Source organism: Bowmanella yangjiangensis (assembly GCF_017255015.1).
GTDB lineage: Bacteria > Pseudomonadota > Gammaproteobacteria > Enterobacterales > Alteromonadaceae > Bowmanella > Bowmanella yangjiangensis.
Genome location: NZ_JAFKCS010000296.1, coordinates 1 through 447 on the forward strand (window position 1 = coordinate 1; position 447 = coordinate 447).

The 447-nt window shown below is 66.7% G+C and carries 1 protein-coding gene; it reads right to left on the reverse strand.

The window, feature by feature from the left end; all coding sequences use genetic code 11:
• Positions 1-447: hypothetical protein (locus J0A65_RS24095; RefSeq protein ID WP_206596798.1), on the reverse strand; the 447-nt coding region annotated here is incomplete at both ends.

Sequence of the window (447 nt, forward strand, 5' to 3'; positions counted from 1 at the left end):
AGCGCCAGGACGTCGCGCTCGGCCAGTTGCAGGTAGTCACGGTAGCCTTCGAGGCCGTCCAGCAGACGGCGCCCGAGCAGCGTCGGCGCCGGCAGCAGGATGTAGGACACCACCAGCAGCAACAGATACAGCGCGATCAGCAGAATGGCCGCCCAGGACGTCACCTCGGCGATCATCAGCAGGCCCATCGGAACCGGCCAGAAGAACATCAGTGCGCCGAAGCCCACGCCGAGCTTCTTGCCGAACGACGGCTGGTGCAGCGCCAGCGTGAACATGATCAGCGACGCCACGGCGAAGGCCAGGCTGAACGCCAGCCCAACCAGCGCCATGGGCCAGTCATCGTCGCCCCTGGCGTCGACCAGCAGCATCGTCAGGCACGCCAGCAAGGCCCAGAACAGGCCCAGCGTCCAGATCCCACGGTTGTTGCTGAACCCGGCCTTGCCCGGT